Below are 26721 nucleotides of genomic sequence, written 5' to 3'. Positions count from 1 at the left end.
TAGGTGCAAGGTTTGCTGTGGATACGCCTTGCCCAGCATACCTTTATTTCCAAAATATCCTGCATCAGTTATTCAAAGGGATGTTAGAGAGCTAGAAATTAGAAGGTGAAATACCCGTGCATAGAAGGTGAATACCAGCGCATAAGAGGAGGATACCCGCGCATAAGAGGTGGATACCCGCGTATAAGAGGAGGATACCCGCGCATAAGAGGTGAATACCCGCGTGTAAGAGGTGAATACCCGCGCATAGAAGGCGGATCCTCGCTCATAAGGTGAAATGCCTGAAAAACTGGGTGGATTCAGGAGAAAATAAATAGGCTAGGTCCGCCACGTCCGGCTTCTAGGTATGTTATCGCCTCTTTGACGGGCAACTCACTCTCGGACGGGCTCAACTTCAAGTGCTCTATGTTGAAAAGCCCATCTGTTGTCTTTTTACAAGGGTTGAAAGACCTGTTTACCATAAAGAGGGCGCCGTCACGTGGTTGTTTTTATCCGACTAGATATTTTTTCGATCTCATTGGTGATGCGTCTGATAAATGTCCCAGGCTTGCTTTAAAAATAGCTGTTCTCTTTCTGTTAAGGGGTTTGGGAAGGCCAATGGTTCTATGGACGGTAACTTTTCTTCGATGATTTCGAGATTTCCCTTCATTGTGTCATCGATCAATTGCAACAGGGCTGCGATGGTTTCTTGTGCTTCTTTTGAAGATGGCGTTGTCTCATTAGCCGATAATTGTTTAATGGAAGATAACATGTTCATCCATCTTTTATCTAGGGTAATTTCTTCTGATGTTTGGATATTGAATAATTTGTCAGCCACATCTTTGGAAAAATGATCTTTAAACCACTTTTCTGTATCTTCATCAAACATTAATTTTTGAAGCATGGCACAAAAAGCTTCAATATGGACGGATTCTTCATTTTCAACCACTTCTATCATATGGTGTAAATCAGATAGGATATTTTCAATTTCAAGTTTTTTTGCTTCAAATAACTGCTTTTGCTCGTTTAAAGCTTTTAATAATAGATCACCTTCAACAGTGTTATTTTGCAGCATACCTTTAATATCTTTTAAGGGAAAACCAAGGAATTGCAAGGCTTTTATCTGTTGCAGGATGGTGGAATCGTCATGTGAGTATAATCGATGTCCTCCTTCCGAATAACCACTCGGTTTTAATAGGCCGATGTTGTCATAATAGCGGAGAGTTCTAATACTGACTCCGGATTTTTGTGCAAACTCGCCAATCGTAAACATATTCTTTTCCAACGATTTTCTCCCTCCTTTCTTGCAGTTTTAGACTTTAAAGTACTTAATGACAGGATAAGAAAACTTTTTCCCGATTAGCGTACAAACCGTTGCTATAATAATCAAGATTGTTTCGAGAATAAGCAGTGCTATGGACAAGGTGGAAGCCACGCTAAACTTTTGAGACATAAAAGTCAACGTCAAAAAAATGGGAAAGAATGTAAAGTGGAGATTCATCCCCTCTTTTGCATGCCGGGTAAAATAATCATTTCTCCCCTTTGATAGCAAGTATACGACAATAGGTAAAATGAAAGTAAGCAACAGTGAAAACAAGTGCATGAAACTAGCCCATACCCTATATGACAGTCTCTCTTTTTCCATAAGTGATTCCTCCAATTTGTAGTGACTGGATTCATCATATAAGGTGACGTGACTAGAGGTTCAAGTAAAAATTGTAGTACTTGTATTGGAAAAGTTAACCAGATAAAAGGGGAGCTTTTCAGTCCTTCTATGTGAAATATTTCACAAAAATGAATGTCGCTTATGGACAGTTGGCGCTTTTCCTGCACTTGTTTTAAAATCGGCGATACAGTAAAAAGTGCCCTTTCCTTAGAAAACATGTCTGAAAGTAAGATTCTTAAAAGCTTTATCGTTCCCCGCTCTTGGTAGAAAGCTGTCATTTCGTGTCGATTCGTGCAACGGTATAGTTGGTGTGACAGGCCCAATATAGAAATAAATGGCGGGTGCCGGAAGAGAACGAAATGTCGATCGTGCTGCTGGTTTTAAATAAAGTTTTATTAAAAATATCGAATGAAGCCCGATGTTACTGCAAATGAAAAGTATCCATTTTGAAAAGTTTATTCAAAATGAAATCATTGTATTTTGAGTAAAGGATGGGATTTTTATCCCGCATGTAAGGTGCCATATACACTACTTCAAGACTTGAGTTGATCCAAAAGGTCTAAGTGGGAGAAAACGGCACCTAAATTTCGTTCAACTAATATTCAGTAGGAGATGGAAGTAAACGCCTACTAAACAGTTTGATCATGTCAATGAGTTATATTCCGCCATGCCTCTGCCATGAGCAAAGAATAAAAACCACCGTTTTCTCATTGCTCTCGTAAAAAACTTCCGCATTTTTATTTGCAGTTTTTTTCTCCCCACTCACATAACTGCTCCAAAACAGGTAATAGCGTTTCTGCTTTTTGTGTGAGACTGTACTCAACTTTAGGAGGAATTTGTGGATACTCTTTTCTTCTAACAATCCCATCTGCTTCCAATTCTTTAAGTTGTGAGCTCAATGTTTTAAAAGTAATCGCTCCTATTTTTCTTTTCAAATCATTAAAGCGAACCGTTTTGTTTTCGGCCAGGAGATAAATAATAATCATTTTCCATTTACCACCAATCACCGATATTGTATAACCAAAAGGTGTCTCTTTACTATTACCCTTCTCTTTATAATCAGCCATACTCATATTTACACTATCCTTTCTGGAAGTACCTATCAAAAAAGTGCGTACTATTCTTTTGTTTGCGTTCATTTTATACTGACATTACATTGAAGTAAAGGAGACAAAAAATGACTCATGTTCAAATCTATGATCACGGTCTTTGGGATCACGGTATTACCCAAGGTTACAGTGTCAACGGCAATATCTACATTTCGGGGCAATTTTCCCATGATATGGAGGGTGCGTTCATTGGCGAGGGCGATATAGAAGCTCAAACTCGACAGACATTTGAAAATCTCGATCGCGTACTGCAGGGGTTTGATGTCACAAAGTCCAATCTCGCTTACATCGAGATCTATTTAACAAATGCGCAAGAGCATACTGAACCAGTCATCCGGCTGTTAAAGGAATACATGGGACAACATCGGCCGGCCGGCAGCCTCATCGGCGTGAATTACTTGGCATTCCCGGAGCAACTGATCGAAATCAGCGCCGTCGCACACACGGACTAAGGGGAAAATGAAAATAGGGGAATCAACTTGATTGACCGAACCCCGGATTGTAAACAATCTTAGAAAAAGTTAATCTATTCGGGGTTTTTTTATTTTTTTAAAAAGGTTTAATTCGATTTTAAAAATTTCCTGCTGTGTATGATCAATCTTACAACTGACTGACCGTCCGCCCAATCGGGTCTGTTACTATGTTGCCAAAGAAGAGATCAATCAGGCAGCTCGTGAAGTAAGTGAAGTTATTTTTCGATCTGGAGAACTGATTGGGCAGATTGTAAAATTGTGGGAGGATGGTTAGCATGCACATTTTCATGTATAGCAAAAATCATTAACGTAAAAAGAAAGATGACCCATCCACAATTTCGACATCCTCCCGCTTCTTGCAGTCTTCCATCAATGTAAAGAGGGCCTGATCTTTCATCTTTGCTTCGATCATACAGTCAATTTGCGGGACGGATCCCTTTATTTCATGTAAAAATGCGAAAAACATGTCGGCATCTACATAATCTGCGTGATGGCGAAAGGTTTTTTCGTTTTTGGGGCTGGAAATATGCATTTTAATTGGAAAGGGAGAATCTTTCCAAGTTTGTGTGACCCGGTCCCAGCGCTCTTCCCAATGGGGGTCCTTGTGATGGGCGAGGTGATGATGATAGTCAAACACCAAGGGGATGCCAAGCTTTTCACAAAGATACAAGGTGTCATCCAGGGTGAACGATGTATCGTCATTTTCAAGCATGATCATCCGTTGGATCGCAGGCGGCAGCAACATCCAATTGTCTACGAATCGTTCCAACGACTGGACGGTCTCCTTATAATTGCCGCCTACATGCATGACACAACGATGGGTTTGATCGAGGCCCATCCCTTTCAACAATAAATAATGAAGCTTTAAATTTTGTACGGAGTTTTTCAGCACCTCTTGCTTGGGAGAATTAATCAATACAAAATGATCCGGATGAAAATCGACTCTCATCTGGTGTTTTTTGGCAAAAGCTCCTACTTCACGCAACATCCCCAACAATGGCGCAAGGTAATCCCAATCCAATAATTCCTCATGTGTGGCAAGTGGAATAAGCCGCGAAGTCATTCGATAAAAATGTATCTCATTTATCAGATTATGCTTAAAAAGCCGCAGTGTATTTTCCAGATTGTTAAGCGCAATCCGTTCCAGCTTACGAATGGCAGCTTCCCGGTCCTTTATTTTTTGAAATTGTGAAAATGTCATTGTTTTTGATGGGGAAGCATTTTGAAGTTCCATACTCATGGCGACATAGCCGAGACGTACAAGAGTCATATTGCCCACCTCAATGTTTAGTATGGACATGATAGCCGGCACTCATGTAAAAAATGATGAGACTTCATGTTAACCTGGCTATTTTTTTCGCCAATGCTAGCTATTTCTGCGGATACGATTATCCGGATTTGAAAAATACGAGCAAGAAATACAATACTCACCGCTTTTCAGACTTTACGATCCGGCTCACTCCTAACACGATCCTCTAGAGCAAGCGGTCGCCATCCCGGTTGATCGTACTGAAAAAGGAAGGTGTCCGAGCTTTCGGCCTTTGGGCGCCTTTCTCTTCAATTATATTATGCTATTCCTTCTATCTTTTACAGATACACCTTTTTCGGACACCTCTTTCTTCCTCGCTTTTGCTTTCGATCATGCCAAATTCTCTCACATCTTCCCGCCATCTCCTTTTGTTTTGCCAATGACAGCTGGCTCCAATACCCCCGTTCACTGTTTTTTCGTCATCATTCCATACTGATACATAATAAAGTGTTAAGAATTGCGGAAGCAGTCCACATAAAAAAAGTATTGTGTATTTTAATAATTATGATATTATATTAATAATTTAATATATACTATAAAAGTTCAGGTGATACTAAAATTATGGAAAGTGTTTCGCGGAAGATTAGAGAGTTTAGGAAAGCTAAAGGAATGACGCTAAAGGAGTTAAGTGAAGCTACAGAGTTATCAGTGGGTTTTTTATCCCAGGTTGAAAGAGGCACTTCCTCATTGGCAATCACTTCTTTAAAGAAGATAGCCGATGCGTTGCAGATTGAAATGGCAGATTTTTTTCAAAAGGATATAGCGATTAAGTATATCAATAAGCAGGAGGATCAAAAGCCATTTCAAACCACGAGATCAGATTCTACATTTACGATGTTAAGCGGCCATTTTAATGACAGAAAAATGGAAGCGTTTAAAGTATTGGTGAAGCCGTTGCAAGTTGATACATTTACCTTTGGACATCCAGGCGAGGAGTTTCACTATGTATTAAAAGGGGCCATCATTTTTGTGGTTGAACAGGAAGAGTTTTATTTAAAGGAAGGGGAGTCTATTCACTTTCCTTCAGAACTGAAGCATATGTGGAAGAACCCGCTTAATGAAGAAACGGTTATTATCAGTGTTTTGACACCAGTGATTTTTTAACAACAAGTTAGGGGAGTGGGATGACATGAGAGTGGCAACAGATATTGGAGGCACATTCACAGATCTGGCATATATTGATGATTCTGGAAAGCTGCGGGTTGATAAAAGCCCTACGACTCCTCCACATTTTGAAAGAGGAGTTATGAATGTAATCGAAAAAAATCATGTCGAAACAATTGATCAATTTATTCATGGGTCTACCGTTGTCATCAATGCCATTACGGAAAGAAAAGGTGTGAAAACCGGACTCATCACGACAAAAGGGTTTAGGGATGTACTGGAGATTGCTCGCGGGAACAGGCCGGATCTCTTTAATATTCGATATAAAAAGCCGACTCCTTTTGTGGAACGGCTTTTAAGAAAAGAGGTAAATGAACGGATCAATTATAAAGGAGAAGTCATGCAACCGCTTCATACACATGAACTGAAAGAGATTGTTGAGGAGTTTAAGTCCGAAGGAGTGGAAGCGATCGGCATTGTCTTTTTGCATTCTTATATCAATCCACAACATGAAATTTTAGCCAGAGAAGAGGTCATGAAGCTTTGGCCGGAAGTGTTCGTGAGCGTGTCCCACGAATTGACAAAGGAATGGAGAGAATATGAGAGAACAAGCACGACAGTGTTAAATGCCTATGTTCAACCAATTGCATCCACCTATATTGACAATCTCCAAGAGGAGATAACTGAGCGGTCGCCTGATAAAAACTATATTATGCAATCCAATGGTGGAACGACTACTTTTGCCGAAGCCAAAAAACAATCCATCAATATGCTGGAATCGGGGCCAGTGGCTGGTGTTTATGGGGCTGCTATCTTGGGGGAGTTGATCGGTGAAAAAAATATGATCGCGTTTGATATTGGCGGGACAACCGCTAAATGTTCCCTGATCGAGAATGGAGAAATGAAAGTCTCTACTGATTATTACATTGAAAGAGATAGCAGAAATGCCGGATATCCGGTAAAGGTGCCAGTTGTTGATATTGTTGAAATCGGCAATGGCGGGGGATCAATAGCTTGGATAGATGAAGGAGGATCCTTAAAGGTCGGGCCGCAATCGGCGGGTGCTTCGCCTGGACCAGTGGCGTATAACAGGGGCGGAACAGAACCCACTACTACGGATGCGAATCTTTATACCGGAAGGTTATCGCCCAATCATTTCGACTATTCCGTTGACATGAAAAAGGTGGAGGCCGCATTACAGGAAAAGATCGCAAAAGCGTTCCATATAAGTCCGGAAGAAGCAGCCTTGGGCATTATTCGAATCGCCAACTCCAACATGCTTACGGCTTTAAAGCTCATCTCAATCCGTAAAGGCCATGATCCGCGCAATTTTTCCATTGTGGCTTTTGGTGGGGGCGGGTCCATGCATGCTGCCGCTCTTGCCAAAGAATTGGGTGTAAGGAAGGTAATCATTCCTTTTGCCTCTCCCGTTTTTTCTGCGTGGGGAATGTTGATGACGGATCTGAGAAACGATTATATTCAAACGTATATTCAAAGAACCGAGGAGTTGCGTGTTGACGACCTAAATGAAAAATGGATCACAATGGAAAAGTCGGCATTGGAAAAGCTTCGGGAAGAAGGGATGCCGGAAAAATCGGTCGTTTTTTCCCGATTTATGGATATTCGTTATATCGGTCAAGAACATACGGTAAAGGTGCCTGTTCCAAACGGAAGGTGGACAAAAGAAACGATTGGGGAAATGATTGAGGCCTTTCATCATCTTCACGAAAAAAATTACACCTTTCAATTGCCAGGACAGGAAACAGAGATTGTGAACATTCATTTGGTGGCATTGGGAAGAACAGATAAACCTTCTTTAGAAGTGATTGAAAACAGAGATCATCTCAAGGACGCACTAATCGAAATCAGACCTGTTTATTATGAACAAGAAGGATGGGTTCAAACAAACGTATATGCCCGAAGCAAACTGCCTACGGGAAAGCAGATTGAAGGGCCGGCAGTCATCGAAGAAAAAGCCGCGGTAACTGTGATCTATAAAGGACAAAATCTACATGCAGATAAATACGGCAATTTAATCATCAAAACAGGAGTAGGTTCAGATGAATAATATCCAAACGCTCATGAAAGAACATGATCCATTCACATTGGAGATTGTCAGGGAATCACTGTTGTCCATTGGCGAAGAAATGTTTTACACATTGGCAAGAACCTCCATGAGCCCCATTATTTATGAGGTCCTTGATTTTGCTTGCGGCTTGACCGATAGACAGGGGCAGTTGCTCACACAGGGCAACGGGGTTGCTGGATTTATCGGAACATTGAGTTATATGGTCAAAGATGTCATCAACAAATATGGCAGTACAAACGAGATTAAACCGGGAGATATTTTTATCATTAATGACCCATATGGCGGGGGAGGAACACATTTATCCGATGTTGGGTTGGTTATGCCTGTATTTTACAAGGAGCAATTATTGGGTTTTTCCGCCAACAAAGCCCACTGGACAGAGGTCGGGGGAAAAGATCCGGGATCTTTTACCAATGATTCAACAGATATTTATCAAGAAGGGCTCCAGTTTCCGTGTATTAAGCTCTGTGAGGAAGGGAAGATGAACGATGCTCTTGTTGAATTGATTAAAAGCAATGTCAGATTCCCTGAATTGTCTGTTGGTGATATGTGGGCGCAGATTGCCGCCTTGAAAATTGGCGGGAAACGCTTTAATGAACTATGTGAGCGCTACGGAAAAGATACCGTCGAGGCATCGATTGATCTTCTGTTATACCAAGGGGAACAGATGGCTTTGAAAGAAATCGCAAAGCTCCCCAATGGAACATATGAAGCTCGAAATTTTATAGATGGGGATGGGTTGGGCAACGGTCCTTTTCCCATTCAGGTAAAAGTGACCATCACGGATGATGAGTTTATTTGTGATTTTAGAGGGAGTCACCCACAAGTTCCGGGGCCGATCAATGGCTCCTATACAACGCTTGTTACGGATATTCGAACGATTTTTTTAGCGATCACGAATCCATCTCAAGATGTCAACGACGGCGTATTTCGTCCCTTGAAAGTCATTACAGACCGGGCATCGATTTTTTCGGCGGAAAGACCCGCGCCTGTATCCAATTATTGGGAAAGTGGTTCTTCTGGAGCAGATTTAGTGTGGCAAGCACTCGCCTCCATTCTTCCCGGCCGCCTGACAGCAGGACATTTTCTATCAGTATGTTCGGTGACCTTGTCGGGAAATCATCCGGATTTCGGAGAGCCTTATTTATTGGTTGAGCCTTCGGTTGGAGGATGGGGAGCGGGTGAGAAGCATGACGGTCAACGAGGACAATTTTGTATCGGAGACGGAGAAACCTATAATATTCCCGCAGAAATCGCAGAAGCCAGGTACGGGGTCATGATTGATGAATATCGTTTGAACTGTGATGGCAAAGGAGCAGGACAATTCATCGGCGGGGCAGGCACTATCCGCTCTTACCGGATTTTGTCTGACCAGGCCAAGGCTACTGTCACTTATGGCAGACATCTGTATGCGCCATGGGGAGTTAACGGTGGTGAAGAAGGATCGACAAACCGATTTTATATCCTGAAAAGCGATGGCACTTCTGATGGACCGTATGGAATGTATGCCAGATATCCTTTACGTGAGGGGGATGTATTGAAGCTTGTGACTGGAACGGGCGGCGGTTATGGAAATCCTTATTTGCGGCCTGTCAATCAAGTAATCAGAGATGTTAAGAATGGTTACTTTTCTGTAGAGGATGCGGAAGAGAAGTTTGGTGTAGTGATGGACAGGCAAACTTGCCGATTTATCCGGGAAACGGAGAAAAGAAAGCAATTTCTTAAGAATATGAGTAAAGCAGAATAGGAGAGACAGAAGTCGACAGAGCTGCGTTTTTTTCTATACAAAACGATTATTCTGCCAAATACAAGCGGATATCAGGACGCTGTCATTGCGATCAAGGTCTGATTGCTATTTGAATCATCCTTTCCACTTTATCCTTTGCTTATATGAATGGGGGAACATAATGGCCGCTGAACAAAGAAAATTAGAAGATTATTATGCAAATAGACCGATCCCGTTGAATAAAAGAAAGCATTGGCTTCATGTGGCTGCGATTTACTTTGGATTGACAGCATCACTGTCCTCTTTTACTACTGCGGGAAGCTATATTACCGGTCTATCACTCAGTCAAGCGATTGTTTCCAATATCACATCCTATTGTGTTTTGACACTTGTGTTCTTTTTGCCGATGGGAATCATCGGGGCGAGAGAAGGCTTAAACACATACAACATTGGTGAAGGGGCATTTGGTGCTTTTGGTTCCAAGCTAACAACCGCCCTTGTTGTGACGATCATCCCAAGTATAGGATGGTATGGGATTCAAGTATCAATAGCCGCGGATGCGTTATCCCTTGGATTAGGAAGTCCCGAAGCCTTAACGCCTTGGATCATGATATTTTTGGGGATTTTATTTGCAATTCCGGCAATGTACGGAATCACTAGTATGGCTTGGTTAGATTTTATTAGTATTCCCATCATCTTATTTATCGTTGGATTTGGTCTGTATAAAGCGATTCATATAGGCGGCGGAATGGATGGTTTGTTTGCATATGAACCGGAAACGGCAAAATCCATCTTATGGGGAATTAACTTATCTGTTGGCGGCATGATTATTGGGACTACATTTTTACCCGATTATGCTAGATGGACACATAAAAAGCCTTCAGGAATAGCGCTTTCTGGATTTATCGGCTTATCACCCGAACTCCTTCTAGTTATTGTCGGTGTCATTATGGCTTTGACAGCGTCTACACTGGGCGTTGATCAACCATGGAATGTTGCCGAAGTGTTGCATGCTTTGGGCCTTCCGGTCGTGGCATTATTTTTAGTCATTATTTTACAATGGACAACCAATATTACAGCAGCGTATAGCTCCGGGTTGGCATTGGAGAAAATATTTGGCTGGAGCAGGTTTTGGTGGACTTTTATCTCGGCGGTTCTCGGAACAGCATTAGCGATGTTTGGCATTATTGATCACTTTATCAACTTTATTATGTTATTGTCTATCTTTGTTTCACCCGTTGCCGGGGTTATTATGAGTGATTATTTCTTAGTGGCAAAAGGAAAACTCGTTCGAAAAGATCTTGTATACTGGCCCGGGATTGTTTCTTGGATATTTGGAAGCGTATTCGCATACTTTTTCCCTTATTTTATTGAAGCAATCAATGGCTTAATTGCAGGGGGAGCCTTTTACTGGTTGTATCACGTTATTACTTCAAAGAAAAAAGGAGAAGCATAAATGCAAAAGAAAATCTTATATATAGATCCCGTATATGATAATAGTTATTTACACGCGTTTAAAGAGCATTTTGAAAAAATTAAATATGATCATATCGACATTCATGTAACATCTTTAGGTGAAAAAAAAGGTCCGAAACATGTTGAGTACAGTTGTTATGAGGCAATGGTTATACCCGATTTGATTAAAACAGTGAAAGAAGCACAAGACAATCAGTTTGACGGCGTTATTATTGGATGCTTTTATGACCCCGCCCTAAGAGCTTGCAGGGAAATTGCCGACAATATGATTGTTACCGCACCCGCTGAAGCTTCTTTTACTATCGCCCAATCGCTTGGAGAAAATATAGCGATTATTGTGGGGCGGGAAAAAACAATCCCGGAAATCAAAAGAAATATATTTGAGTATGGAATGGAAAGGCGTTTTTCAACATTCAAGTCTGTTGGGCTCGGAGTTTTAGATTTTCAAAAAGATCATGAAGTAACCATGTGGAAAATTCGCCATGCCGCCCAAGACGCGATAGAGAATCACCATGCGGATGTGATTATTTTAGGCTGCACAGCGGAGCTTGGATTTTATGAAGAGCTGCAAAAAGAGTTGGGTGTGCCGGTGCTGGATGCAAGTATTGCCGCGTTAAAATACGCTGAATTTCTCGTTGAGATCAATAAAACATTGGGATGGGGCCATAGCAAAGTCAACGGATACGAAAGTCCTCCACTAGAAGAGGCGCGTTGTTTTGGAATATTTGATAGAAATTAAAGACAACAATCGAAAAACACTATCCAGATTTTCATTTTTGTTTGGAATAACAATGTAGGTTAAAAAACAATGCATATTCATTGCTTCTACGGAATTGTGATCTATGTGTTAGAATTTTTTAGTAACGAATTCGATGGCTCCCAAATCGTCTTTTTCTAAAATGTTGATGTGATACTTACATTTTACGGGAAGGGACGATTTTGTTTGTAAGATAAGGAGCTGTCCATCTTGAAGCGTCATGGTCACCATTATACTTTTTTCTCCACTGCCGAAATGCCGCAATATGTGTCGCATGATGTCTAATTTTTTCATCTTGTAAAAGAAATTAGACAGTTTCTGTAAAAAATAATGCACACCAACTTTTGGAATATACAAAGTTGACCTATGAAAAACGGTGAATGGCTGTTTATCTGTTTTGGCATATGAATTGCAAGAATAAAAAAGATACCAGTTACACAACGAGGAGGGACAACCATACAGCATTGTGACGTATTGGTGGCAGGAGGAAGGTTCTCGGATGCGCTTGACCCGCTTATTGAAAGCGCTTCCGAAGTGATTGCCAAGGCGCTCAAGATGAGAAATGCATCAAGGAGACAACGCGCCTTATCCGAGACTAGAGTTGTCACCTGAGGAAAGAGCTAATCTTAAAAATGTAGATTCCGTTTTGAATGTATAGAAGGATGATGAATGGTTCATGTAATATCCCAAGATTAAGGAATAATATTCCCCATAGAAAGTCACATCATTTTAAATAACGAATTGGCAAGAGAAAGGTGGATATATAATGAGGGTTGCTACAGATATAGGTGGTACTTTTACGGATCTTGTTTATGTCGATGAGAAAGGCCGGGTCGGGATTGAAAAAAGCCATACCACCCCGCCTCATTTTGAAAAAGGTGTAATGGATGTACTGAATAAAGCAAAGGTCGATACTGAGAAGATTTCCATGTTTATACATGGAACAACGGTTATCATTAATGCCTTGACTGAAAGAAAAGGAGCGAAAGTTGGCTTGATTACCACGAAAGGATTTCGTGATGTGCTAGAAATTGCCAGGGGGAACCGACCTGATTTATATAATATTCGTTATAAAAAACCCAAACCATTTGTGGAAAGACATTTGCGCCTGGAAGTAAGTGAACGCTCAAATGATAAAGGCGAAGTATTATCGCCGCTTCTTCGTGAAGAAGTTGAAAAATGTGTGGATTATTTTAAAAAGGAAGGAGTGGAAGCGATCGCCGTATCATATTTACACTCATATGCCAATCCACAACATGAAAAAGAGACCGTAAATATAATCAAAGAACTTTGGCCGGAAGTATTGATTACGGCATCAAGTGATATTACGAAAGAGTGGAGAGAGTACGAAAGGACAAATACTGCTGTTTTAAATGCATATGTTCAGCCGGCAGCCACTACTTATATCGATAAATTAGATCATGAGTTACATGAAAAAACCGATATTAAGCAACGATATATTATGCAATCAAATGGAGGAACCACAAAATTTGACAAGGTAAAGAAAACCCCCATTAACATGGTGGAATCCGGCCCGGTAGCTGGGATTTTTGGGGCAGCGGTTTTAGGTGAACTGATTCATGAAAAGAATATTATCGCTTTTGATATAGGGGGAACTACGGCAAAATGCTCTCTCATCGAAAATGGCGAAGTAAAAGTTTCTACAGATTATTACATTGAAAAGAATGCCCGAAATGCCGGGTATCCCATTAAAACTCCGGTTGTGGACATTGTGGAAATTGGTAATGGAGGCGGTTCGATTGCATGGATTGACAAAGCGGGAGCATTGAAAGTCGGACCACAATCTGCTGGCGCAAACCCGGGCCCAGTTGCTTACGGATTAGGAGGAACGGAACCGACTACAACAGATGCCAACTTGTTAACGGGTCGTTTATCGCCGAAAAACTTCGACTATAAAGTAGATTTAGATAAAGTAAGATCAGCAATGGAACAAAAAATAGGCAATCATTTCGGCATATCTGCGGAAGAAGCTGCACTAGGGATTATTCGCATCGCAAATTCCAATATGTTAAATGCACTGAAATTAATATCAATCAGAAAGGGGTATAATCCCCAAGATTTTACATTATTGGCCTTTGGAGGGGGCGGGTCCATGCACGCTCCTGCACTGGCATTAGAACTTGGCGTGAAAAAGGTAATTGTACCAATCGCTTCTCCGGTTTTCTCAGCATGGGGTATGTTAATGACTGATCTAAGACACGATTATATCCAAACGTATATAAAGCGTATGGACGAGCTTTCTTTAGAAGAAATGGACCAGCAATGGAACAATATTGAAAAGCATGCATTCAATCATTTTCAAGAAGAGGGAATGAGTGCTGACAATGTTGTTTTTCAAAGATTTGCAGATATGCGTTATTTGGGTCAAGAACATACGGTGAAGGTTCCCGTCCCTAATGGAAAGTGGAGCCAAGCGGACAAAGAGTCCATTATTGAATCATTTCATGCACTCCATGAAAAAAATTATACATTTAAATTGGAAGAAACCGCCACGGAAATTGTCAACCTCCATGTCATTGCTCTCGGAAAAGTACCGAAGCCTTTAATTGCGGAAATAACAAGATCGGGGAACGTAGAGGAAGCTAAAAAGGAGTATCGGGATATTTATTATGAGGGCAAAGGCTGGGTCAACACGCCGATTTATGACCGAGATAAACTGCCGCCAAAAGTAGAAATTCAGGGACCGGCTGTCGTAGAAGAAAAATCAGCTGTAACAGTCATATATGAAAATCAAAAACTACATTTAGATCATTATGGGAACCTGATTATTGAAATGGAGGAAAGGTAGTATGACAACAACTATGAAAGTAGATCCTTTTACGCTGGAAATTGTGAAAGACTCACTTTTGGCGATAGGGGATGAAATGTTTGTAGCACTGGCTCGTACATCCATGAGTCCCATTATTTACGAAGTACTTGATTATGCAAGCGGCTTGACTGATTCAGAGGGAAACTTACTTACTCAAGGAAATGGTGTGACAGGTTTTATTGGGATGTTGACATTTATGGTGAAGGAAACGCTTCGTAAATATCCTGGCGACCAGCTGAAGCCAGGGGATATCATCATCATTAATGATCCGTATAATGGCGGGGGTTCTCATTTATCTGATGTTGGCCTCGTGATGCCTATATTTGCTGAAGGCAAGCTGGTCGCTTTTTCCGCCAATAAAGCCCACTGGACAGAGGTAGGGGGAAAGGATCCCGGTTCGTTTACAAACGATGCGGTCGATATATTTCAAGAAGGTTTGCAGTTTCCTTGTATTAAGCTATATGACGCAGGCACCTTAAATGAGGGCATTGTTGAAATCATTCGATCCAATGTAAGATTTCCGGATCTTTCATTGGGCGATATGTGGGCACAGGTGGCGGCTTTGCGCACAGGTGATCGCCGGTTAAGAGAACTTTGCAGCAAGCATGGCCGGGAGACAATCTTGGCTGCGATTGACTACTTATTAGACCACGGTGAAACGATGTCCCGCCAAGAACTTCAAAAGCTTCCAAAGGGTGTATTTACGGCGGAAGATTATATTGATACCGATGGTATGGGGAATGGCCCATTTAAAATTAAAGTGAAAGTTACGATTACGGATGATGAGTTTATATGCGATTTTCGAGGGAGCCATCCACAGGTTCCGGGTCCAATGAACTGTTCCTATACAGGTTTGATGTCTGCGGTAAGAGTCATTTTCTTAGCTGTTACCAATCCCGAGCAGGATGTCAACGACGGTGTCTTTCGCCCTTTAAAAGTATTAGTTGATCCAAAATCGATCATGTCTGCGGAACGGCCGGTTCCTGTTTCTAATTATTTTGAAACGCTGCTGGGCAGTTTGGATTTAGTTTGGAAAGCGTTGGCACCACATTTGCCTAATCGTCTCACTGCTGGCCATCATTTATCCGTCAGTTCTGTCACCTTGTCCGGCAATCATCACGATACCCGAGAGCCGTTCTTAATTGTCGAACCATCGGTTGGTGGCTGGGGTGGGGCCGAAGGCCAAGATGGCGCTTCGGGACAATTTTGTATTGCGGATGGAGAAACATATAACATTCCCATAGAGGTGGCTGAAACGCGATACGGGGTACGGGTAGATGAATACAGCTTGCGTGAGGATGGCACTGGGGCTGGTGCGGGAGAATATATCGGCGGTAAAGGTGTCATTCGAGCTTACAGGGCATTGTCGGATGATCAAGCGGCCACTATTACTTACGGACGCAACAAATTCAGTCCGTGGGGCATGAAAGGCGGCAATGATGGTTCGCCAAATGAGTTTTATATTCATAAATCAAACGGAGAAATTGATGGGCCTTATGGTGTCTATCCTCGATATAAGCTTAACAAGAATGATGTGATTCGCTTAATGACAGGAACAGGCGGTGGATATGGAAACCCTCGAAAACGGCCTGCTGAAAAAGTTGCTCAGGACGTTAAAAATGGTTATTTCACAGTGGATGAGGCAAGAGAGCATTTTTTGGTAGAAGTAGATCCGCTTACGTTTGAATATAAAGAGCTGCCTGAAAGACATTTGGAGGGAAAACAATGAATATAAAAAAACCCGATTTTAGTGAAAAAGAAACGGTGAAAAGTCTTTTTCAAAAAAAATTTCCTGGAGCAGAAATCGACTTTGGCTTTGTCTCCATACCAAGCGGAGAACGTTTGCCAAAAGAAGGAACGACAAGCCATACAGAGCATGAGTACGCTTATATTGTGAAAGGTAGTTTGTCTGGTGAAAGTGGAGGAAATCCTTTTGAAATAAGTGCGGGTGAGGCATCTTATATACCAGCCGGAGAAAAGCATTGGTGCGTGAATAAAAGTAAAAGTGCTTGTGAATTAGTATACGCCTTCATTAAGGCTTGATGTTTTAATAAAAGCAATAGAATAGGAGAAAAAGTTTTCCTATTCTATTGCTGGAATAGAAAAAAAATAGTTTCAAGATGATAGAATTTCAAAAATTCATTATATTCCTAAAATGTGATTTATCAAAGGAGGAAGAGTATGGGAGATACAGCCGTTAAAAAGACAATCGCGACCACGAATGAGAGCAATGTAATTAAAAGTGAAGAGTATTATTCTACAAACCCCATTCCATACAAAGATAGAAAGTCATGGCTGGGTGTAGCGGCGATTTTTTTTGGCATGACAGCAGCTATCTCCTCCTTTGCAACTGGTGGTGGTCTGATTGTGAATTTAACACTCACCCAAGCATTACTATCATTAGGTATTGCCACAGCCATTTTACTTTGTCTCTTTTATATTCCGATGGGAGTGATTGGCGCAAAAGAGGGATTGAACACTTACATGGTTGGAGAAGCGGCTTTTGGAAAGAAAGGAACCAACATCGCAACAGGTATGGTGATAGGGGCATTGCCTGCCTTTGGATGGTATGGTGTACAAGTGTCAATTGCTGCAGAAGCATTAAATCAGGCTTTTGGGGGTCATACAAATCTAGTGCCTCTATTCATGATTATTATCGGTTTGCTATTTGTTGTTCCGGCATTGTTCGGGATCACCAGCATGGCTTGGTTGGATTATGTAAGCATTCCCGCTATTTTGGGGATTACCATTTTAGGGGTTATTAAAGTTTTTAATACTTCGGATTTATCCCATGTACTATCGTATCAACCTGCTACTACAGAATCTCTCTTTTGGGGAATCAATATTGTGATAGGAAGTATGGTGGCAGGTGCTTCGTTTGCGCCCGATTATACTCGTTGGACCCATCCAAAGGTTTCTAGTGTTTCTCTTTCAGGGATTGTTGGCATAGTGGCGCCACTTATTATATTAACGTTGATAGGAGCCATGATGGCACTCACTGCAACAACGCTTGGGGTTGATGAACCTTGGAATATCTCGCAAGTCTTATCGGTTTTAGGTTTGCCAGCCATTGCCTTGATATTTGTTATTTTGCTACAATGGACTACCAATATCGTGGCAGCTTACAGTGCGGGTTTAGCACTGACAAAAGCATTTGGATGGAGTAGATTTTGGTGGACACTCATCGTCGCAATAGTTGGTACAGCACTATCAATATTTGGAATTGTCAAATTTTTTCTATTGTTTTTAGGATTGCTTGCCGTTTTTGTCTCACCAGTTGCCGGTGTGTTAATCAGTGAATACTTTTTTGTATCAAAAGGACAATTTAATCGAAAAGAAGGCTTTTACTGGCCTGGTATTATCACTTGGCTGATTGGGGGATTTGTAGCTTATTTAATCCCGTATTTCATACCTGCTGTAAATGGCTTTATCATTAGTTTTGTTTTGTATACTGTCTATCATAAATTCATTAAAAAGACGCCAAACGAGAAGGTGGCAGAATGAAAAGGATATTATTTCTGAATCCTATCCATACCAATATTTTTAATCAGCCTTATCTTGAAATCTTAAAACAATATAAAAATAAAGAGACAGAGATTGAAGTATCCTCTCTTGAGGGCGTTGGTCCCCAGCATTTAGAGTATACCTGCTATGAGGCGATCGCCATGCCTAATATTGTGAAAAAGGTTAAAGAAGCAGAAAACGCAGGCTTCGACGGAATGGTGATTGGTTGCTTTTATGATACGGCACTTAGAGCGGCACGAGAAGTAAGTCAAAATATGATGATCACTGCTCCAGCTGAATCATCTCTTCATATTGGCGCTACTTTAGGGGAATCTATCTCTATTATAGTAGGGCAGCGAAAGTGGATTCCTGAAATGCAGGAAAATGTTTCACATTACGGTTTTACAAAAAAAGTAACATCTTTTAAATCTGTCAACCTGGGAGTCCATGAATTTCAGAAAGATCTCACAGAAACTAAGAAGAGAATTATGCAAGCCTCAAAAGAAGCCATTGAAAAGGATAGAGCAGATGTCATCATTTTAGGCTGTACGGCCGAGTTTGGCATGTATGGAGAGCTTCAAGAAGAATTAGGCATACCAGTAATTGACTCAGGATTGGCCGCATTTAAATATGCGGAATTACTGACCGAAATGAAAGGAAAAATGAATTGGTCCCATAGTAAATGAATTGGGTACCAGTCCCCGCTCTGAGAAGAAAATTTCGTATAAAAGATGAGGAGATGATCAAGAGTGAAGAAAATTTTATTTATAAATCCTATTCATACAGATATTTTTAATCATGAATTTCAACAAATGTTAAATAATTCCAAGCTACAGGATACCAGTGTAGATGTAGTCTCTTTAGAAAACGGGAAGGGACCATGCCACTTACAATACCATTCGTATGAGGCAATGGTGATGCCGAAAATCATACAAAGAGTTCGAGAAGCGGAAGAGGAAAATTATGATGCCGCGATTATTGGATGCTTTTATGATACCGCTTTAAGAGCGAGCAGAGAAATTAGCAGAAAAATGGTTGTGGCCGCTCCAGCAGAATCTTCCCTTCATATTGCATCAACTCTTGGGGAAACGATTTCTATCATTGTCAGTGAAAAAAAGTGTATACCTGAGATGAGAGAAAACGTAAGGAAATATGGATTTGGTGAAAGGGTCGTTTCTTTTAAGTCTGTCGATTTAAAAGTGCATGAATTTCAAAAAGATCTACAAGAAACGAAAAGAAGAATTTTGCAAGCCTCAAAAGAAGCTATTGAAAAAGATGGGGCGGATATCATTGTTTTAGGGTGTACAGCAGAATTTGGAACGTTTGATGAAATTCAACAAGAGTTGGGGATTCCAGTGATTGATTCAGGGTTGGCGGCATTTAAATATGCTGAATTCTTGATTGAAATAAAAGATAAAATGAATTGGACGCATAGTAAATTAATAGGCTATCAATCCCCACCCGAAGAAGAGGTCCAATCTTTTGGGATTCTCATACAGAAATGATCAAAAGAGGATCGAATGATTTAAGAAGAATTTTTACTTGAATGTTCCCAAGGCATTGTGTTATCAAGAGGCTGGGAAATAAGCAAATACAAAATAGTAAAAACCGAACATTTAATTTATAATTGTTCGGTTTATTTCCTATCATCGCTACGTCAACATATTTCGCTTTCCGCGGGCCCGGCTTCAGCTTCCTCGGAAAGCAAAGGTCACTTTCCTGCGGGATCTTCAGCTCGAGCTATTCCCGCAGGAGTCTACATATTTTTACTACGCTAAAAGCTTGCGTATTATACACTAGTACAATTTTATCCCGCATGTAAGGTGCCATATACACCACTTCAAGACCTGAGTTGATATAGAAGGTCTAAGTGGGAGAAAAACGGCACCTAAATGCCCGATTGGTTCAACTAACATTCAGTAGGAGCCCTACTGAATGAAGTTTCACTTTATGGTTCGTTTTTTTCATCAGCTGATTTGGTTGTGTCTCAGCCTCCTGAAAATCATTTTATTTTTTTAATGAATCAAATACTTAAGGGAAAACGAATGCGGAGGGAAAGCTACCAAAAAAATTAGAGAGTCGAAATTTATTGATTCTATTCGACGAAGACCCATTATTCGACCCCCACCTAATGGATAAGCTGGACGAAGAACAATATGAGAGATACGGGAGGATGAGCGCACGTTAGTCAAGTGGAGATCTTACGCATGATCATACTCTCCTTTTACCAATATTAGCCAGTTTGTTCTATAGCATGGGCAGAACATGAAAAAATCTGTCTATCTGAATCCCTTCTAAAGTGTAAAGCTATTCGGCTATCAAATTTTGAGAATAGGTGAAAATTCAAGGGATCATTTATTTTAGGGGGCCATTCGTGACAAGGAAAAAAACAGTTAATTTCAGAGATATAAAGGAAAAGTAGATATAATTTACTTTTGAAAAATCCAGTTGGATTGAATTTTCGAAGTGATCCACTTGGGGTTCATTTTTGCTACTGAATTGCAATTACAGTTGCATTAATTTATATTAATCATATTCGCATAAATAGCTTGTAGATAAATTAGGGTGATGGACTAGATATGGCAATCAATTGGAACAGAGTGATGAAGATAAGAACATAATTGGATGACTTGATGAAACAAGGTGGTGGCGAAGAAGGTGCCAAGAGGGAAGCAACCAATTCAGGGAATCCCTTTAAAAACATGTCCGTGCACCTTATTAAGACAATCATGTTGACTATTGGAGTCTGCGCTATCTTCTTATCTATGCTGGACACTCGCGTATTTTACTACATGTCCATTGGATCTTTCTGGAACATTTTTCATGTGAGGTAAATCTTAATCTAAATATAAATAAGGGAGTTTCAAACATGGAATGGAAAAATATTTATCGGGGTATAGTGATGGGAGCAAGTGATGTGATCCCAGGCGTGAGTGGCGGAACGATTGCCGTTCTATTAGGAATTTATGATCGGCTTATAGAAGCGATTAATGGAGTATTTTCAAAAGGTTGGAAAAAACAATTAAGCTTTTTAATTCCTCTCGGGTTAGGTATTGTTCTTTCCATTTTTTCGTTAAGTCGGCTTATGGAATGGCTGCTTCATACGCATCCAGGACCGACTTACTTCTTTTTTCTTGGTTTAATATTGGGCGTTTTACCTTTTTTGTTTCGCCAAGCACGTGCAAAGAGTACATTTAAAGCACAGCAATACGTCCTGTTGGTCATCGGCGCCATTTTAATCGCTTCACTCGCTTTTTTAAACGAAAGTGAAGGAGCCGTGATAGAGAATATGACTTTTGCAACATATTTTCTGTTATTTGTTTCCGGATTCATCGGCAGTTCTGCTATGATTCTACCGGGGATCAGCGGTTCATTTATATTATTGGTAATTGGTGTCTATCCGACTGTAATTGGCGCTATTAGCAATTTTAAGCTTGATATCATTGCTGTCACTGGAGCTGGAATTGCCCTGGGAATTATCATAATGAGTAAAGTGATTCATTATTTTTTAACTCATTATCGAATAAGTACTTTTGCAGTTATCATCGGGATGGTTATTGGATCGTTTTTCGTTATTTTTCCTGGATGGCCTGCAAATCTGACATTAACATTCGTTAGTATTTTGACTTTTATCATTGGTTTGGTAGCTGCTTATATTTTGGGTAAAATTGAATATTGAATGATTTGGAAGTCACTTATATATCAGTTCGGTGTGTGAGTGTGAAAACTTGGTAATACCAAGGAGAGGGGATAAGCCCTCTTTTTGTAATATTTTCCGAATATATCAATTTTTTACGAATCTAATATATATCGTATATGGTCATCACCAGGAGCGGCGTTGTCTACAGCGTATCATTTGAGCATTTTTCTGGGGCTGATCAATCTGTCTACAACTACGCCTACGAAGGTGATGAGTAATGTTGCAGGAGATGTTACCTGATCATCTAAAAATATTTCTTGCTAACTCTGGGATACTCGCTACTTTATGAAATACTCTCGTCATCAGGCCAATACTCTCCACTTTATAAAAGTACTCCCGTCATCTGAAGGAATGGTCTGTTCTTTTTTGAAGTACTCTCGTCATCAGGCTAATACTCTCTACTTTATAAAAGTACTCCCGTCATCTGAATAACACTCTGCCTTTTTGAAAGACTCCCATATTATGGCCTAAAATTCTCCTCTTTTTTCGACATATTCCCCTCCCCTTGGTTAATTCTCTTCATTTGTGACTTTGGTAATGGCTTTAAATCATTTGCCAATTTATGAGAATACTTGAGGCAGGTATATAGGGTTAGTTGGATAAACGAAACTTTTACATGAACTTTATAGTAGCTTAACAAATCATTACTCTTGTGATGGTATGTTAAATACTGTCGATTATTGACAAAGTATAACCATTATCGCATTGGGGGGAGAATGTTTCTGTGAAAAAGAAATTATTTATATTTACAATTATTTTCTTAATTGTATTTACACAAATAGGAAGTAATGTACGATGGGTTTATGCTGAGGCTGATCAGTTGGAGAGCATGGAAAACCCACCTCAAGCAACTCAAACGGAAGAACAAGTTGATCAACAACAAAATAAGGAAGAAATACTTGAGGAAAAAGACCTATCTGTAGAAGGTCAACCGGAAGCTGGTAAAGAGGCGCCTGTTGGTATAGAAAAGCAACAACCAAAACAAGAAGCGGTACCTCATACAGAAGAAAATAAAAAGGAACAAGCCGAAGTAATTACTCCTAACAAAAAGGAAAGCGAAGAAGTTAAACATAATAAGGAAAGCGAAGAAGATATACATAATCAGAATAAGCAGTTGAATACATCAGATCCTGCCAAAGAGGAAAAGGTGGCGGAAGAAACAGTTGATAAGCCCTATATTGTCTTGGAAGATTTTGAACAAGGGCTGGGAAGTTGGACTGTCAGCGGAGCCAGGCACAATAAAGTCAATATTGGTATATCAAATGAAGTGGTAAGGTTTGGCAAACAAGCTTTAAAATTGGATTATGACTTTTTAAACACGCAAGGCACATCAGGCATTTATGCGTCTTTAGGAGAAAAAATCAAAATACCGGGAAAACCAAAGAAAATCGGTATGTGGGTTTATGGTGATGGTCACAAACATTGGTTAAGACAACAGCTCACCGATGCTAATGGCGAAAATTTTAATATCGACTATACGGATAGCTATCCTAATGGCGTAACATGGGAAGGTTGGAAATATGTAGAAGCGTCAATTCCGGATAATTGGCAAGCACCTTATACAATGAGCAGCCAAGCGATTCGTTATATGGCAACTAGTGATCAGTCCAAATCAGCCGGAAGTATATATATTGATCAAATTCGTGCGGTATATGAGGATACAGATGAAGATGTAACAAATCCAACCATTGCAAATGTTAAACCGGCAGACGGTGAAATCGCCTATTCCAATAAGCCTGAAATTACTGCTGTGGTCAGCGATGAAAATGGTTCAGGCATTGATCCGAAAAAGATTTTTTTAACAGTTAATGGCGAGCCAGTGTCTGTTGCATATGATGCGAAAACAGGTGTAGTTTCCTATAAACCCGAAAAGGCACTCGCTGAAGGGTTAAACCGTGCCAGAATCGAAGTGTTTGATCAAGCAGGAAACCATAAGTTTCTAAGCTGGGAATTTTATGTTTCTAATGGTGGTCCAGCATTTGCCTGGAAAGGACCGGAGAAAATCTATGCTGGTTCGAGCTTTGAAGTGCAAGTAACGATGCAACATGCTAAAGCATTGAGCGGGACGAAGATGGTTCTGACATATGACAGCAATTTGTTACAGTTTCATAGTGAAGAGGGAGAAAAGCCAAAAGCTATTATTCCGGAAAAGTTACAACAATCTGTTGTACAAAACAGTGTTAATGAAGAGACTGGAGAAATCACTTTAGAATGGGACAACCTAGAAGATGTGGCTCTTTCCGACAATGAGGTTCTTGCTACACTCAAGTTCGATGTAGGAATTGATGCGTCTGGAGACTTCGAGATTGCGCTTGCCAATGGCACACAAACGTATGTGGATGAAGCAATAGGTACCATTCCGTTTTATGCAAAAGCGTATAAAAATAAGATTTCACAACCGTTGACACTTAGTGTGGAAGGTAAATCTCTTCATACACCAAGTACCTTTAAAGTGGTAGATCAGGAAGGAAAGCCGGTTGAAGGGGCTAAAGTCGATATTTTAGGAGATCAGAAGCTCATTCAAGTGAAAAAATCAACACATATTTATAAAGGCGGAAGCGGAGTAGCTGGGGAGCCTTTCCAGCCAGTGGAAGCAGGGACATATATTCCTGTCGCTAAGACTCCATACAAAGGCTTTGATTTTTATCGGATTTATATGCCGGATGGCCAACAACGTTATTTTCATGTGCCAAAGGATGATGTAGAGGAAGTAGAATGGAGTTCTCTTTTGAATCCTACAGATGTAAATGGAGAAAGTAAAACAGACTTGCTTACATTGGCCCAGATTCCATTAAAATTACAAGCCAGCAAAGGGAAGTTAGTTAGCCAGGTATTTTCATTTAAAGTTCTTCCACAGCTTGGAACACCTGTACCTGAGAAGATCACGTTAACTTGGACGAATGATCCGAAAACAACCCAGCATGTAACATGGCGGACAAATACTGCCGTTGATACTTCTGTTTTAGAAGTAGTTGCCAAAACAGATAAAGCAGGTTTCGATAGTGAACATGTACTTCGATTTAAAGGAAACAAAACATTAGTTTCTGATGAAATTGGCGAGTTTATGCAACATTATGCAGAAGCAACCAAATTAACCCCGGGTACCACGTATCAATATAGAGTGGGAGATGGAACCGCTGAAGGCTGGAGTGAAGTAAGTACATTTACAACAGAAAATGCCGCGGCCGACGATCCATTTCGTTTCTTGCTTTTCGCGGATACACAAGCATACGACCAAGCTGGTTTTTCATTATGGACAAAGCTATATGAATCAGCTCTAGAAAAATATCCTGATGCCAAGTTTGCTATTCATGGCGGGGATATTGTAGAAGAAGGCAATAAATTAGCGCAATGGAATGATTTTTTAACAGCGTCCGAAGGATTGGTTCGTAAAGTACCATTCATGTCAGTAATGGGGAATCATGATGTGTATGGAGATGGAGAAAATACGTACAAAACATTATTCCCTTATCCTAAAAATGGACCTAAAGGCAAGGAAAACTTTGTCTACTCGTTTGATTACGGGAATGTACGATTTATTATGTTGAATTCCGAGTTCGGTATTAAAGATATGGAAGAACAACAAGAGTGGATCAAAGAAGAAATAGCAGACTCAGATAAGCTTTGGAATATTGCTGTATTCCACCGTCCGCCATATAAAAGCAACCCAAAGAGAGGAACGGACGCAACCATTGAGACTTTCGCTCCCGTTTTAGAAGGATTGAATGTGGATTTAGTTTTAACAGGACATGACCATGCATATATGCGGAGTTACCCAATGAAGGATGGCAAGCCGCAGAAAGATGGAACAGGCACATCTTATATTATTGGCGGATCAGCAGGACCTAAATTTTACCCTGGAGAAAAGCATGATTATGTAGACGTGCTTTATGCGGAAAACAAGCAAGTATACACTTCTTTAGCAGTCAATAAAAATGAAATAAAAATTGAAGCCTATACAACTGACAATGAATTAATTGATTCCCATACGTTAACCAAACAGCCGGTTGACAAGCCTGAGCAGCCGGGAGAGGGAGAAAAACCAACAGATCCGGAGGAAAAACCTGAACAGCCGGGAGAAGGGGAAAAACCAACAGATCCGGAGGAAAAACCTGAACAGCCAGGAGAGGGAGAAAATCCAACAGACCCGGAAGAAAAACCTGAGCAGCCGGGAGAAGGGGAGAAACCAACAGATCCAGAGGAAAAACCTGAGCAACCTGGAACAGGGGAGAAACCTGGGGAAACAGAGCAGAAGCCCGATAAACCGGGAGAAGAACCACGAGATCCAATAGAGCAACCTGAAGAAGATTCTTCAAAACCAGGAACAGAGCCTAAAAAGCCAGAAGAAGAATCAAAGCGTCCTGAAGGTGAAAAATCAGCAAAAGACGCAAATGGCAGAAAAGCGGGTACAACGAAACAAAGTGAAGCTGATCATGCAGAATCGAGCAAGCTTCCAAATACCGCCACATCAATTTATAACTGGCTGGCACTGGGCATTATGATGTTACTCATTGGTGGAGTGCTCTACTTCCGGAGGCGAAAAGCATCGTAGATCAACAAGGTTGAATGATCAATCATCGAAATATTATTCGAAAACGACTTGGACATAATCAGTTGAAAACGAAGATATTTGTACAACAGTGAAAATAGAGCCGCGTGAAATCAAGATTTTTACATTTGATTTCATGCGGTTTATTCATTTTTATCCCGCATGTAAGGTGCCCTATACACCACTTTAAGACCTGAGTTGATACAAAAGGTCTAAGTGGGAGAAAACGGCACCTAAATGCCCGATTGGTTCAATTAACATTCAGTAGCTGAATAAAGTTTCACTTTATATCGTTTTGTCCCACTTTTGAAAAAGTAAACCGTAAACCATATTGCAACACGCTAATCCAAAACTAAAATAGTCTAAAAGATTCGTTTTCATTTTCTTAAGGATAATCACTTTACGAAAATTACAAAAAGTAAGATAATACCCATATTGGATGATATAAGT

General features: G+C 40.5%; 18 protein-coding genes. 14 read left to right on the top strand and 4 right to left on the bottom strand.

Features of this window, described 5'->3' with window-relative positions:
- Nucleotides 1-514 precede the first annotated feature (514 nt).
- From NST31_RS08325 to NST31_RS08315, 3 genes are all read right to left on the bottom strand, one after another.
- A complete protein-coding gene (locus NST31_RS08325) occupies nt 515-1264 on the bottom strand; it encodes a MerR family transcriptional regulator (protein ID WP_339164978.1) in 750 nt (249 codons plus the stop codon).
- A 27-nt stretch (nt 1265-1291) separates the two neighbouring features.
- On the bottom strand, nt 1292-1624 hold the full coding sequence (locus NST31_RS08320; RefSeq protein WP_339164976.1) for a DUF4870 domain-containing protein: 333 nt from the start codon (nt 1622-1624) through the stop codon (nt 1292-1294).
- Between the two features lie 758 nt (nt 1625-2382).
- The gene (locus tag NST31_RS08315) at nt 2383-2718 is read right to left on the bottom strand and encodes a helix-turn-helix domain-containing protein (RefSeq protein ID WP_339164975.1); all 336 of its coding nucleotides are present in this window, start codon (nt 2716-2718) and stop codon (nt 2383-2385) included.
- Between the two features lie 104 nt (nt 2719-2822).
- Between NST31_RS08315 and NST31_RS08310 the strand changes: the two genes are divergently transcribed.
- Complete coding sequence (locus NST31_RS08310) at nt 2823-3206, top strand: RidA family protein (RefSeq protein WP_339164974.1); 384 nt, start codon at nt 2823-2825, stop codon at nt 3204-3206.
- A gap of 325 nt (nt 3207-3531) precedes the next feature.
- On the opposite strand, the gene uvsE is transcribed toward NST31_RS08310, so the two are convergent.
- Nucleotides 3532-4497, bottom strand: a complete 966-nt coding sequence (uvsE, locus tag NST31_RS08305; protein WP_339164973.1) for a UV DNA damage repair endonuclease UvsE — start codon at nt 4495-4497, stop codon at nt 3532-3534.
- Between the two features lie 600 nt (nt 4498-5097).
- Here uvsE and NST31_RS08300 point away from each other — a divergent pair.
- The 13 genes from NST31_RS08300 to NST31_RS08240 all read left to right on the top strand — a co-directional run bounded on the left by NST31_RS08300 (nt 5098) and on the right by NST31_RS08240 (nt 26274).
- On the top strand, nt 5098-5640 hold the full coding sequence (locus NST31_RS08300; RefSeq protein ID WP_339164972.1) for an XRE family transcriptional regulator: 543 nt from the start codon (nt 5098-5100) through the stop codon (nt 5638-5640).
- Nucleotides 5641-5665: 25 nt separating this feature from the next.
- Nucleotides 5666-7708 (top strand): hydantoinase/oxoprolinase family protein, encoded by a 2043-nt coding sequence (locus NST31_RS08295; RefSeq protein ID WP_339164970.1) that lies wholly within the window; start codon nt 5666-5668, stop codon nt 7706-7708.
- Complete coding sequence (locus NST31_RS08290; RefSeq protein ID WP_339164969.1) at nt 7701-9476, top strand: hydantoinase B/oxoprolinase family protein; 1776 nt, start codon at nt 7701-7703, stop codon at nt 9474-9476. Before NST31_RS08295 ends, NST31_RS08290 begins: the two co-directional genes overlap by 8 nt.
- Before the next feature lie 160 nt (nt 9477-9636).
- Complete coding sequence (locus NST31_RS08285; RefSeq protein ID WP_339164967.1) at nt 9637-10911, top strand: cytosine permease; 1275 nt, start codon at nt 9637-9639, stop codon at nt 10909-10911.
- The gene (locus NST31_RS08280) at nt 10912-11670 is read left to right on the top strand and encodes an aspartate/glutamate racemase family protein (protein WP_339164965.1); all 759 of its coding nucleotides are present in this window, start codon (nt 10912-10914) and stop codon (nt 11668-11670) included.
- A gap of 784 nt (nt 11671-12454) precedes the next feature.
- Nucleotides 12455-14497: a hydantoinase/oxoprolinase family protein gene (locus NST31_RS08275; RefSeq protein WP_339164963.1), complete on the top strand. Its 2043-nt coding sequence runs from the start codon at nt 12455-12457 to the stop codon at nt 14495-14497.
- Between the two features lies 1 nt (nt 14498).
- Nucleotides 14499-16247, top strand: coding sequence for a hydantoinase B/oxoprolinase family protein (locus NST31_RS08270; protein WP_339164962.1), 1749 nt, complete (start codon nt 14499-14501; stop codon nt 16245-16247).
- Complete coding sequence (locus NST31_RS08265; RefSeq protein ID WP_339164961.1) at nt 16244-16561, top strand: cupin domain-containing protein; 318 nt, start codon at nt 16244-16246, stop codon at nt 16559-16561. Before NST31_RS08270 ends, NST31_RS08265 begins: the two co-directional genes overlap by 4 nt.
- A 138-nt stretch (nt 16562-16699) precedes the next feature.
- Nucleotides 16700-18022, top strand: coding sequence for a cytosine permease (locus tag NST31_RS08260; protein WP_339164959.1), 1323 nt, complete (start codon nt 16700-16702; stop codon nt 18020-18022).
- Nucleotides 18019-18708 carry an aspartate/glutamate racemase family protein gene (locus NST31_RS08255; RefSeq protein ID WP_339164957.1) on the top strand — a complete coding sequence of 230 codons (690 nt, stop codon included), beginning with the start codon at nt 18019-18021 and terminating at the stop codon, nt 18706-18708. The genes NST31_RS08260 and NST31_RS08255 overlap by 4 nt, the downstream gene beginning before the upstream one ends.
- A 63-nt stretch (nt 18709-18771) precedes the next feature.
- Nucleotides 18772-19527, top strand: coding sequence for an aspartate/glutamate racemase family protein (locus tag NST31_RS08250; RefSeq protein WP_339164956.1), 756 nt, complete (start codon nt 18772-18774; stop codon nt 19525-19527).
- A gap of 1364 nt (nt 19528-20891) precedes the next feature.
- Entirely contained in the window at nt 20892-21701 is an 810-nt protein-coding gene (locus tag NST31_RS08245; protein WP_339164955.1) for a DUF368 domain-containing protein, read from the top strand.
- A gap of 745 nt (nt 21702-22446) precedes the next feature.
- Nucleotides 22447-26274, top strand: a complete 3828-nt coding sequence (locus NST31_RS08240) for a metallophosphoesterase (RefSeq protein WP_339164954.1) — start codon at nt 22447-22449, stop codon at nt 26272-26274.
- Nucleotides 26275-26721: the final 447 nt, after the last annotated feature.

It is taken from the genome of Siminovitchia sp. FSL W7-1587 (assembly GCF_037963795.1).
GTDB classification, from domain to species: domain Bacteria; phylum Bacillota; class Bacilli; order Bacillales; family Bacillaceae_C; genus Siminovitchia; species Siminovitchia thermophila.
Note: the sequence above shows the minus strand (reverse complement) of the source record. Positions and strands in the feature narration are given on the sequence as shown.

Coding starts and splice junctions, on each gene's coding strand:
- uvsE (WP_339164973.1), bottom strand. CDS start 4,497: ATGACTCTTGTACGTCTCGGCTATGTCGCCATGAGTATGGAACTTCAA.
- NST31_RS08245 (WP_339164955.1), top strand. CDS start 20,892: ATGGAATGGAAAAATATTTATCGGGGTATAGTGATGGGAGCAAGTGAT.
- NST31_RS08255 (WP_339164957.1), top strand. CDS start 18,019: ATGAAAAGGATATTATTTCTGAATCCTATCCATACCAATATTTTTAAT.
- NST31_RS08290 (WP_339164969.1), top strand. CDS start 7,701: ATGAATAATATCCAAACGCTCATGAAAGAACATGATCCATTCACATTG.
- NST31_RS08275 (WP_339164963.1), top strand. CDS start 12,455: ATGAGGGTTGCTACAGATATAGGTGGTACTTTTACGGATCTTGTTTAT.
- NST31_RS08320 (WP_339164976.1), bottom strand. CDS start 1,624: ATGGAAAAAGAGAGACTGTCATATAGGGTATGGGCTAGTTTCATGCAC.
- NST31_RS08265 (WP_339164961.1), top strand. CDS start 16,244: ATGAATATAAAAAAACCCGATTTTAGTGAAAAAGAAACGGTGAAAAGT.
- NST31_RS08260 (WP_339164959.1), top strand. CDS start 16,700: ATGGGAGATACAGCCGTTAAAAAGACAATCGCGACCACGAATGAGAGC.
- NST31_RS08315 (WP_339164975.1), bottom strand. CDS start 2,718: ATGAGTATGGCTGATTATAAAGAGAAGGGTAATAGTAAAGAGACACCT.
- NST31_RS08285 (WP_339164967.1), top strand. CDS start 9,637: ATGGCCGCTGAACAAAGAAAATTAGAAGATTATTATGCAAATAGACCG.
- NST31_RS08270 (WP_339164962.1), top strand. CDS start 14,499: ATGACAACAACTATGAAAGTAGATCCTTTTACGCTGGAAATTGTGAAA.
- NST31_RS08310 (WP_339164974.1), top strand. CDS start 2,823: ATGACTCATGTTCAAATCTATGATCACGGTCTTTGGGATCACGGTATT.
- NST31_RS08280 (WP_339164965.1), top strand. CDS start 10,912: ATGCAAAAGAAAATCTTATATATAGATCCCGTATATGATAATAGTTAT.
- NST31_RS08300 (WP_339164972.1), top strand. CDS start 5,098: ATGGAAAGTGTTTCGCGGAAGATTAGAGAGTTTAGGAAAGCTAAAGGA.
- NST31_RS08295 (WP_339164970.1), top strand. CDS start 5,666: ATGAGAGTGGCAACAGATATTGGAGGCACATTCACAGATCTGGCATAT.